Origin of the sequence: Dietzia sp. Die43 (assembly GCF_024519835.1) — a bacterium.
GTDB classification, from domain to species: domain Bacteria; phylum Actinomycetota; class Actinomycetes; order Mycobacteriales; family Mycobacteriaceae; genus Dietzia; species Dietzia kunjamensis.
On sequence record NZ_JALJRF010000001.1, the window covers coordinates 124,590 to 134,865 of the forward strand.

The window sequence follows — 10,276 nt, forward strand, 5'->3', positions numbered from 1 at the left end:
CCGGGCTGCTCCGCCGACATGGGACGGCGGCCCGCGGACCGGTCAGTCGACGGAGCCGGTGACCGAGGTCAGGAACTCGAGCTGGTCGGCGATGATGCGCTCGAAGTGCGGGTCGACGTAGGGGTCGAAGTGCTCGCACGGGTACTCCAGGTAGCGGCCGCGCGGGATCCGCTGCGCCGCCCGACGCGCGGTCGCCGCGGGGGTGATGGCGTCCTCCGTCGCGATCTGCACCAGCGTCGGGCAGGTGATCCGCCGCGTGTGCCGCATCGGCGAGTAGAAGCCGATCCGTGCCAGGATCCGTGCTGCGACGTCGTCGCGGAATTCACTGCGGCGCAGTCCCGAGTCGGCCGCGAGCCGATTCACCGCGGGATCGGCGTCCGGACTCGTCATGACCGCCGTGTCCCCCGGTCGTCCGACGAGACGCACGTACCGGGGCTCGCGACGCCGGAGCGAGCGCCACAGGTCGTCGACGATGGCCGGGCCGAGTCGGAGCGCCGCCGCGAGCCCCGTCGCCCTGACCGCGGCCGGACCGCTCACATGCGGGACCTGGGCGATGACTCCCGCCAGCCGCTCCCCCGTGCCGGCGAGGGTGAGGACGTGACCTCCCGAGAACGACGTGCCCCACGCGATGACGCGGTCCGGATCGACGCCGGGCAGCGACCGGGTGAAGGCCAGGGCTGACCGCCAGTCGTCGAGTTGGCGGCCGATGTCGAGGAGTTGCCGGGGTTGTCCGTCGCTGGCGCCGAAATGCCGGTAGTCGAAGACCACCACGACGAAGCCGGCGTCCCGGAAGCGCTCGGCGTACGCGGGTAGGCGCAGGTCCCGGATGCACCCGAAGCCGTGTGCCATGACGATGGCCGGCGCGGGGGTGGCTGGTGCGGGGGTGGCTGGTGCCGGGCCCGCAGGTTCGCCCGACGGCGCGTCCGGGCGGTAGACCCAGGCCGAGCACCGTACCCCGTGCGAGCTGAACTGCGCGTCCTCACGCATCGTGACCCCGTCGAAGTGCCGCCATGAACATCGCGTCTGTGCTGTGCCGGTGCGGCCACAGTTGCACCCACGGGCCGTCGCCCAGTCCGTCGACCGGACGGCCGACCACCTCCGCGAGGATGTCACGCACGTCGAGGAGTTCGACGTCGTCACGCCGGGCGGCTTCGCGGATGACCGACACTGTCTCCGAGAGGTGGGGCGAGCAGGTCGCGTACAGCACCACCCCGCCCGGTCGGACCAGACGTAGGGCCGACTCGAGGAGTTCGCGCTGGAGCGTGACCAGGCCCGGGATGTCGGCGGCGGTCTTGCGCCACCGCGCCTCGGGACGACGGCGGAGCGCGCCGAGGCCGGAACACGGGGCGTCGAGTAATACCCGGTCGAACCCCGGCTCCAGACCCGGGTCGCGTCCGTCGGCCGTGTGCACGGTCACCGGCAAGTCTTTGGTCGCGCCGCGGACCAGGTCGGCGCGGTGCTCGGAGATCTCCACCCCGGTGAGCGTCGCCTGCTCTATCTCCGCCAGCGCGCCCAGCAGGACCGCCTTCCCGCCGGGCCCGGCGGCCAGATCGAGCCACCTCCCGGAGTCCGGACCGCTCAGGGGGGCGCGGGCGGCGGCCAGCGCCACGAGCTGGCTGCCCTCGTCCTGGACCGCCGCGAGCCCCTCCCGTACGGCGTCGAGCGTCCCGGGGTCCCCGGAGTCCAGGTGCACCGCGTACGGGGACAGCTCACCCTCCGTACCGCCGGTGATCAGTGCCAGTTCCTCGCCCGTGATGGCACCGGGGCGGGCGGCCAGGTGGACCTTCGGCCGGGCGTCGTCGGCGGCGAGCAACTCGGGAAGCTCCCCGGCGGCGGCGCCGAGCGAGTCCGCGAACGCGCGGGCGATCCACTCCGGGTGCGCGGTGCCGATGGCGATCCGGGCCACGGGGTCGGTCACACCGTCGCGCAGCGCGTCGACCCAGGAGTCGAGGTCGCGGGCGGCGACCTTGCGGAGGACCGCGTTGACGAACCCGCCCGCCCGGCCCAGGCCGGCGGTGCGCGCGGCCTCGACGGCGGTGTCGACGGCGGCGTGCGCACCGATTCGGGTTAACAGCAGTTGGTAGGCGCCCAGCCGCACGAGATCGAGGACCGGCGGGTCGATCTCCTCGACGGGCCGGGACGCCGCGAGCACGATCACCCGGTCGAGCAGTCCCTGTGCACGGAGCGTGCCGTAGGTCAACTCCGTGGCCAGCGCCGCGTCGCGTGTGTCCAGCTTGGCGCGGCGCAGTTCCGCCGGCAGGGCCAGGTTGGCGTAGGCGGCGCGTTCTCGCACGGCCGCCATGACCGCCAGCGCGACGGTCCTGGCGTCGGGACGGGGCTGCTTCTGTTGTTCCTGCTGCTTCTGCGGCCGGGAGTCCGGACGTCGCCGGCGGTCCGACTGCGGGCGGTTGCCTCCTCCGCTCTTCGGGCGTCCCCGGCCGCCACCGCGGCGGGGATCGGGACCCTGCCCGCGGCTCTTCCGGTCGTCGGCGCTCACTCGAACACCGCGGCCTCGTCGAGGCGGGCGCCGCGCACCCAATCCAGTGCGTTCATCATCTTCTTGCCGGGGGGCTGGATGGTCTCTATCGCCATCGGTACCGTCGCGGTGCCCACGAGGAACGACCGCTTGTCCCACGAGATGCGGCCGGGCCCGAGGTCCGTGGGCGCGTCCTCGGCGGGGCGGGCCGAGCCGATCTTCACCCGTTCGCCGCCGAGCGTCGTCCAGGCGCCCGGCGCCGGGGTGACCGACCGGATGTGCCGGTCGACGGCCAGGGCGGGATCGCTCCACCGCACCCGCGCGTCGTCGACCGTGAGCTTCGGTGCATGGGAGGCGCCGTCGGCCGGTTGGGGAACCGCGCGGAGCTCTCCCGTTTCGATCCCGTCCAGGGTCGCCGCGAGCAGCCCGGCGCCGGACACCGCGAGTCGGCCGAGGAGGTCCCCGGCCGTGTCGCGGGGCCGGACGGTCTCGGTCATCGTCCCCAGGACCGGGCCGGTGTCCATGCCCTCGTCCAGCAGGAAGGTGGTCGCGCCGGTGACCTCGTCACCGGCGGCGACGGCGGCGTTGACCGGGGCGGCCCCCCGCCATGCGGGGAGCAGGGAGAAGTGCAGGTTGATCCACCCGTGGGTGGGGATGTCGAGGACGGGGCGCGGAACGAGGTGGCCGTAGGCGACCACCGGCACCGCGTCGGGTGCCAGCGCGCGCAGTCGCTCCTCGAACTCGGGGTCGCGGGCGTTCGGCGGGGTGAGGACCTCGATGCCCGCAGAGTCGGCCGCGGTAGCCACGGGGCTGCGGGACAGTCCCCGACCGCGGCCGGTGCGGGCGTCGGGACGCGAGACGACGGCGACGACCTCGTGACGGTCACTGTCGAGCAGCGCCTGCAGGGACGGGACGGCGACCTCCGGGGTGCCGGCGAAGACGAGACGCACTTCTCACCTCACCGCCATCGCGTCGGAGAGCGTGTCGTAGATGACGCCGCCGCTGACCGCCGCGCTGCCGAACCAGCTGGCCGAGCGGACCTCGGCCATCGCCTCGCGTCGGCGCTCCGGGGTGAGGCGCTGCAGGAACAGCACCCCGTCCAGGTGGTCGGTCTCATGCTGGACGGCGCGGGCGAGAATGCCCTCGGCCTCGAAGCTGACGGGCGCGCCGTGCACGTCGACACCGCGCGCCCGGACGCGGGCGAACCGCTCGGTGGGCAGGGAGACCCCGGGGATGGACAGGCAGCCCTCGTTGACGTGGGTCTTCTCCTCGCCGATCGGCTCCCACTCGGGATTGACCAGGTGACCCTCCCGCCCGCCGCAGCTGTAGACGAACACACGGGTGGACAACCCGATCTGGGGCGCCGCGAGCCCGGCACCCTCCTCGCGCGCGACGGTGTCCATGAGGTCCGCCACGGTGCGTGCCAGCCTGTCGTCGAAGGAGGTGACGGGGTCGGCGGGGGTCCGGAGGACCGGGTCCCCGAAGAGCCGGACGGGATGGACGGGCATGCGTATCGGGTCTCCTGGCAGGCGTCGGTGCTGAACGGCCATTCTAGGCGCTCCGTCGGCGTGCGCCGTCGTCGGCGGTCGGCCGGACCTTCGGCAGACCGGTCAACCGATGTGGACCGGGTCCAGCCGCACCCGGACGGGGTGGGTGTGGCGGCGTCCGGAGCGTCGGAGGACCAGTGCCCGGAGCTCTGCCGCGACCTCGGCGAGGACGGGCGGGGGCACCCGGAACAGCACCCGCTCCGGGTCCTCCACCTCGTCATGACCGGGGAGCTCCTCCCCGGCGGGCAGATCCACCGGACCCAGGACCTCGACACTGTCCGTGAGGCGGAAGTCCTCGAGGACCTCGGCGAGCGCAGCGGCCGGCCCGTCGACCGCGATCATGTGCACCGCCGGCGGGAACCCGACCTCGGCGCGGTCCGCGAGTTCGCGCTCCGCCCAGCCCTGGGGATCCCACCGGACCAGCGCCTGGGCGACCGCGGACTCGGACTCGGCGGACAGGAACACCCTGCCCCCCTCGTCGGCGGGACGGACGAGACCGGCTGCCCCGATCCACAGGCGCAGGGCGTGCTGGACGGCGCGCAGGTCGGGTCGGCCGAGGAGCGCCCACGAGTCCAGGAGCAGTGCGGCCCCGTACCCGCCCTCGGCGACCGGTTCCGCTCCCGGGGTGGTCACGATGATCGCCGGGCTCGCGGGCACGGTGTCCAGGATCTCCCCTCCCCCGCTCGTGCGGATCCGGACACCGGGGAACATCCTCCCCAGTTCCTCCGCCGTACGGCCGGCCCCCACGACGCCGGCCCGCAGCGCCCGCGATCCGCAGGCCACGCAGCGGAAGCTCGGCTCGGGGGCCCCGCACCACCCGCACGCCAGCTCCACCGGCCCGTGGACCTCGTCCATCCGCCCGGCGCGGAGCGGGCCGTTGCACCGGCGACACCGCGCCGGGGTCCGGCACGACCCACAGAGCAGCGTGGGGATGTACCCCTTGCGGGGCACCTGTACGAGGACCGGGGCGTCCACGTCGATCGCCTCCCGGGCCATCGTCAACGCCACGGCGGGCAGCCGCGTGCGGCCCCCCGCGACGTCGCGGGCCTGCACAGGGTCGGCGTCGGTCACGGCGACCACGCGGGGCGCGAGCTCGCGGGTCAGTCCGGGGCGCGGGCGGATCTCGTGCGCCCACCCGGAGCGGACGTACTCGGCGACCTCGGGGGTCCGGTCCACCGACGACAGCAGCAGGGGTACGCCCTCGAGGGCCGATCGCTGTGCGGCGACGTCACGCGTGTGGGGATACGGGGCACGCGGCTCGACGAACGAGTCGTCCCCGTCGTCGTGCAGCACGATGAGCCCGAGTTCGGGCAGGGGGGCGAAGACCGCGCTCCGGGTGCCCACGACGATCCGGGCGTGGCCGCGGATCGCCCGCAACCAGCGTCGGTACCGGGCGGACGGCCCGACCCCGGCGGACAGATCCGTGACGAGGTCCCGACCGGCCGCGCCGCCGCCGACGACCTCCCGACAGGCCGCGGTGAGGCGGTCGACGTCCCGCTGGTCCGGGACGACCAGGAGGACCTGGAGCCCACGACGACGCAGTGAGTCGGCGAGGGTCGCCAGGGCACCGGCCCAGTCCCGGCCCGGTGGGACCGTCCACACCCCGCGGGCGGGGACGGCGCCGGTCGCTGCCTCGAGGAACCTCGCGACCATCGGGTGGTCGCCCCACCCCTCCGGCATCTCTACCGGCCCCACCGACACCCCCAGAGGCGGCCCCGGTTCGGGAACGGACTTCTCGGCGGCGGCATGGCGCGGCGGGATCGCCAACCGGATCACGTCCGAGCGCATACCCACCCACCGCCGTGCGACCAGGTCGACCAACCGGAGCAGGTCCGGGGTGAGGACGGGCTCGGGTGACACGACCCGCTCGAGCCAGGCGAGTTCCCCCTGGTGATCGGTCTGCGCGCGCCGCTCGACGAGGAAACCGTCGACCAACCGGCCGGCGAACCTCACCCGCACCCGCACGCCCGGGGCCGCCTCGGCGGAGAGTGACTCGGGGACCAGGTAGTCGAACTCCCGGTCGAGATGGAAGACCCCGAGCAACGGCAGGACCCGGGCCACGGGGGAATCTGCCGCCGCGACCCGGGTCGCTGGGCGCGTGGTGGTCACGTCCGAAATACTCGCACCCCGCTACGACACACGGGGCGGCAGCGTCAGAGTCCGGCGGCCTGCTTGAGTTCGTCGACGCGGTCGGTGCGCTCCCAGGGCAGGTCGATGTCGGTGCGGCCGAAGTGTCCGTAGGCGGCCGTGGGGGCGTAGATCGGGCGCTTGAGGTCCAGGTCGCGGATGATCGCACCGGGCCGCAGGTCGAACACCTCGGTCACCGCCTGCTGGAGTCGGTCGATGTCGACCTTCTCGGTGCCGAACGCCTCGACGAACAGTCCGACCGGGGCGGCCTTGCCGATGGCGTAGGCGACCTGGACCTCGACGCGCTCGGCCAGGCCGGCGGCGACGATGTTCTTGGCGACCCAGCGCATGGCGTAGGCGGCGGAGCGGTCCACCTTGGACGGGTCCTTGCCGGAGAAGGCGCCGCCACCGTGGCGGGCCATGCCGCCGTAGGTGTCGACGATGATCTTGCGTCCGGTCAGGCCGGCGTCGCCCATCGGGCCGCCGAGGACGAACCGGCCGGTCGGGTTGACCAGCAGCCGGAAGTCGGCGGTGTCGATCCCACCGGCGGCCTCGGCCAGGACCGGGTCGATCACGTGCTGCGTGAGGTCGTCGCGCAGGGTGGTCTCCAGGTCGATGCCGTCGGCGTGCTGGGTGGAGATGACGATGGTGTCCAGCCGGACCGCGCGGTCGCCGTCGTACTCGATGGTGACCTGGGTCTTGCCGTCCGGGCGCAGGTAGGCCAGCGTGCCGTCCTTGCGGACCTCGGTCAGCCGCCGCGAGAGGCGGTGGGCCAGCGCGATGGGCAGCGGCATGAGCTCGGGGGTGTCCGAGCAGGCGTAGCCGAACATCAGGCCCTGGTCGCCGGCGCCCTGGCGGGCGATGGCGTCCTCAACCGAGTCCGTGGAGGTGCGGGCCTCGTGGGAGGTGTCCACGCCCTGGGCGATCTCCGGCGACTGCTGCCCGATGGAGATCGAGACGCCACAGGAGACGCCGTCGAAGCCCTTGTCCGAGGAGTCGTATCCGATCTCGACGATCTTGTCGCGGATGAGCTGCGGGATCTCCACGTAACCGGTGGTCTTGACCTCGCCGGCCACGTGGACCATGCCGGTGGTGACCATCGTCTCCACGGCCACCCGGGCCGCCGGGTCCTGCTCCAGCATCGCGTCCAGGATCGAATCTGAGATCGCGTCACAGATCTTGTCCGGATGCCCCTCGGTCACGGACTCGCTGGTGAACAGCCGACGTGCCTGCGTCACAGTGGTTCTCTCTTCCATGGTGGGATCGCGTGTGATCGTTGCCGATCGCGTGGGGACAGACTAGTCGGTGCGGTCTGCGTCACTCCGCCCGGTCCGCCCGCGAGCGATCCCCACGATCGCGTCGAGTAGACGGTCGGCCAGGAGGTCCTTGCTGGCGCGCTCGAGGGCCGTCTCGCCGCCGCCCGAGTCGAGGATCCAGCCGCCGTTGACGTCCTGTCCGAAGGTGGTGTCCCGTCCCACCTCGTTGACGACGAGGAGGTCGCACCCCTTCCGGGCGAGCTTGGCGCGGCCGTGCTCGAGGACCGTGCCCGACGCGTCCCCGGTCTCGGCGGCGAAACCCACGAGCACGCAGTCGGCCGGGACGTCCCCCGCCGCACGCGCGGAGACCAGGTCGGCGAGGATGTCTGGGTTCCGCCGGAGGCGGATTACCGCGGGCTCCGATCCGCTGCCCTTCTTGAGCTTGGAATCGGAGACGTCGGACGGCCGGAAGTCGGCGACGGCGGCGGCCTTGACGACCACGTCCGCCCGCGCGGCTGCGCGCAGCGTCTGCTCCCGCAGTTCGAGGGCGGACTCGATGTGGACGACCTCGACCGCGGGCGGGGTGGGCAGATCGGAGGATGTCACCAGGGTCACCCTGGCTCCCCGGGCGGCAGCGACCGCCGCGATCGAGTGGCCCTGCTTGCCCGAGCTGCGGTTACCGAGGAAGCGCACGGGATCGATTTCTTCGCGGGTACCTCCGGAGGTGACGACGATGCGCGTGTCGGCGAGGTCCCACGGCAGTGATCCGCCGTCGAGGAGGAGCCGGGCCAACCGCGCGATGTCGGGGGGCTCCGGTAGTCGCCCCGCGCCGGTGTCGGCGCCGGTGAGCCGGCCGGACGCCGGCGGCATGACGTGGATGCCGTCGCCTCGGAGGGTGTCGACGTTGCGACGCGTCGCGGGGTGCTCCCACATCTCGGTGTGCATGGCCGGGGCGAGGAGCACCGGACACCGCGCGGTGAGGAGTGTGGAGGTGAGGAGATCGTCGGCGCGCCCGCTCGCCGCGCGGGCCAGCAGGTCCGCGGTAGCGGGAGCGACGACGACGAGGTCCGCCCGTTGCCCGAGGGCGACGTGGCGGACCGAGGGCACGTCCGAGAACACCCCGGTGGACACCGGGTTCCCGGACAGCGCCTCGAAGGTGGCGGACCCGACGAATCGCAGGGCCGCCTCTGTGGGGACGACGTCGACGTGGCATCCGGACTCGGTGAGCAACCGGATGAGGCCACATGCTTTGTAGGCGGCGATCCCGCCGCCGACTCCGACGACGACGCGCGGGCTGCGCATGTCGTCCCCGGAGGGGCTCACTCGCCCTCGGCGCAATCGAGCAGGTCGGAGTGCAGCTCACGCAGCGCGATGGTGAGGGGCTTCTCGTGCAGCCCCGGGTCGACCAGCGGGCCGACGTACTCGAGGATTCCCTCCTCGATCTGGTTGTAGTACGAGTTGATCTGGCGCGCGCGCTTGGCGGCGAAGATCACGAGTGCGTACTTCGAGGACGCCCGCTCGAGCAGCTCATCGATCGGGGGATTCGTGATGCCGATCGGGGTGTCGTACAGCGGGGTGGCCGCTGCGGCTTCGGTGGTGGCCACTATGGGTTCTCCTCTGGGGTACTGCCTGGGGTCGGTGTCGTCGATGACACCCTGGTGACGCTTGGCTCGCCGCTAGTCGCGGCCGACCAGCAATGATACCAACTCGTCCACGGCCTTTTCGAGTTCGTCGTTGACGACGACCTCGTCGAACTCTCCGCGGGCCTCCATCTCGACCTTCGCGGTCTCGAGTCGGCGGCCCACCACGTCCTGCGGTTCGGTGCCCCGGCCACGCAGCCGGACCTCGAGTTCCTCCCACGACGGCGGGGCGAGGAACACGGTCCTGCCCTCCGGGATCGACTCGCGGATCTGGCGCACCCCGGCGAGGTCCACCTCGATGAGGACCGGTCGTCCCGCCTCGAGCGCGCGGTGCACCGGATCGGCGGGGGTCCCGGAGAGCTGCAGTCCGCGGTGGATCTCCGCCCACTCCAACATCCGACCCTCGGATACCGCTTTCCGGAAGTCCTCGGTGGACACGAAGTAGTAGTCGCGGCCGTCGACCTCCCCGGGCCGCGGGTCCCGTGTGGTCATCGACACGCTGAAGTAGAGGTCGGGGACGCACTCGCGGAGACGGGCGACGACGGTTGATTTCCCGACGGCGGAGGGGCCGGCCAAGACGATCAGCCGGCCCCTCTTCGCCGTCGTCTCCGGGGTGGCCCCGGATGACGGTGTGTTCATGCGTCGATCAGTCGACCGTGAAGTCGAACCGCTCGAGCAGTGCGCGACGCTGGCGGTCACCGAGACCACGCAGACGACGCGTCGGCGCGATCTCGAGCTCGGTCATGATCTCCTGAGCCTTGACCTTGCCGACCTTGGGCAGGGCCTCGAGCAGCGCCGAGACCTTCATCTTGCCGAGGATCTCGTCGCTCTCGGCATCCTTGAGCACCTGCTTGAGGTCGGTGCCGCCACGCTTCAGGCGCTCCTTGAGCTCAGCCCGGGCGCGACGGGCGGCAGCCGCCTTCTCCAGAGCAGCAGCGCGCTGCTCATCGGTCAACTGGGGAAGGGCCACAATTCCTCCGTCTCGTTCGTGTGTGTCTCATGACTCACGCGGATGTCCACCGTAGGACACCCCCGCCTGGTGTGCGGTGACCGGCCCCGGCGCGTCCGCGGGCTGCGGAACACCTCCGGGAGCGGGCGCTCCCTCGTGCTCACCGTACCCGGGCGGTTCCGCCGCCCCCGAGGGGGACTTCCACGGCTCCGGGCCTGATGACCTCAGCAACAGTACGCGGCCGACCGGCCGGGTACCAGACGGGGTCCCGCTGTGGCACC

10 protein-coding genes are annotated in these 10,276 nt (G+C 72.5%); all 10 read right to left on the bottom strand.

Annotation, left to right across the window (positions count from 1 at the left end; all coding sequences use genetic code 11):
* Nucleotides 1-42: 42 nt before the first annotated feature.
* Nucleotides 43-987 (bottom strand): alpha/beta hydrolase, encoded by a 945-nt coding sequence (locus NR111_RS00585; RefSeq protein WP_096905434.1) that lies wholly within the window; start codon nt 985-987, stop codon nt 43-45.
* Nucleotides 980-2,497: a transcription antitermination factor NusB gene (locus NR111_RS00590; RefSeq protein ID WP_256819377.1), complete on the bottom strand. Its 1,518-nt coding sequence runs from the start codon at nt 2,495-2,497 to the stop codon at nt 980-982. Before NR111_RS00590 ends, NR111_RS00585 begins: the two co-directional genes overlap by 8 nt.
* Nucleotides 2,494-3,426 carry a methionyl-tRNA formyltransferase gene (fmt, locus tag NR111_RS00595; protein ID WP_096905432.1) on the bottom strand — a complete coding sequence of 311 codons (933 nt, stop codon included), beginning with the start codon at nt 3,424-3,426 and terminating at the stop codon, nt 2,494-2,496. The genes NR111_RS00590 and fmt overlap by 4 nt, the downstream gene beginning before the upstream one ends.
* Before the next feature lie 3 nt (nt 3,427-3,429).
* Nucleotides 3,430-3,984 carry a peptide deformylase gene (gene def, locus NR111_RS00600; RefSeq protein ID WP_096905431.1) on the bottom strand — a complete coding sequence of 185 codons (555 nt, stop codon included), beginning with the start codon at nt 3,982-3,984 and terminating at the stop codon, nt 3,430-3,432.
* Nucleotides 3,985-4,086: 102 nt separating this feature from the next.
* On the bottom strand, nt 4,087-6,132 hold the full coding sequence (locus tag NR111_RS00605; RefSeq protein WP_096905430.1) for a primosomal protein N': 2,046 nt from the start codon (nt 6,130-6,132) through the stop codon (nt 4,087-4,089).
* Nucleotides 6,133-6,176: 44 nt separating this feature from the next.
* Complete coding sequence (gene metK, locus NR111_RS00610) at nt 6,177-7,388, bottom strand: methionine adenosyltransferase (protein WP_173674754.1); 1,212 nt, start codon at nt 7,386-7,388, stop codon at nt 6,177-6,179.
* A 60-nt stretch (nt 7,389-7,448) separates the two neighbouring features.
* On the bottom strand, nt 7,449-8,729 hold the full coding sequence (gene coaBC / locus NR111_RS00615; protein ID WP_254050457.1) for a bifunctional phosphopantothenoylcysteine decarboxylase/phosphopantothenate--cysteine ligase CoaBC: 1,281 nt from the start codon (nt 8,727-8,729) through the stop codon (nt 7,449-7,451).
* Nucleotides 8,726-9,010: a DNA-directed RNA polymerase subunit omega gene (gene rpoZ / locus NR111_RS00620; RefSeq protein WP_061228655.1), complete on the bottom strand. Its 285-nt coding sequence runs from the start codon at nt 9,008-9,010 to the stop codon at nt 8,726-8,728. Before rpoZ ends, coaBC begins: the two co-directional genes overlap by 4 nt.
* A 72-nt stretch (nt 9,011-9,082) precedes the next feature.
* Complete coding sequence (gene gmk, locus NR111_RS00625; RefSeq protein ID WP_096905428.1) at nt 9,083-9,685, bottom strand: guanylate kinase; 603 nt, start codon at nt 9,683-9,685, stop codon at nt 9,083-9,085.
* A gap of 7 nt (nt 9,686-9,692) precedes the next feature.
* Complete coding sequence (gene mihF, locus NR111_RS00630; protein WP_007631925.1) at nt 9,693-10,016, bottom strand: integration host factor, actinobacterial type; 324 nt, start codon at nt 10,014-10,016, stop codon at nt 9,693-9,695.
* Between the last annotated feature and the right edge of the window lie 260 nt (nt 10,017-10,276).

What these genes read in the sequence shown, in the direction of transcription:
- gmk (WP_096905428.1), bottom strand. Translation starts at nt 9,685, where the DNA reads ATGAACACACCGTCATCCGGGGCCACCCCGGAGACGACGGCGAAGAGG.
- NR111_RS00585 (WP_096905434.1), bottom strand. Translation starts at nt 987, where the DNA reads ATGCGTGAGGACGCGCAGTTCAGCTCGCACGGGGTACGGTGCTCGGCC.
- def (WP_096905431.1), bottom strand. Translation starts at nt 3,984, where the DNA reads ATGCCCGTCCATCCCGTCCGGCTCTTCGGGGACCCGGTCCTCCGGACC.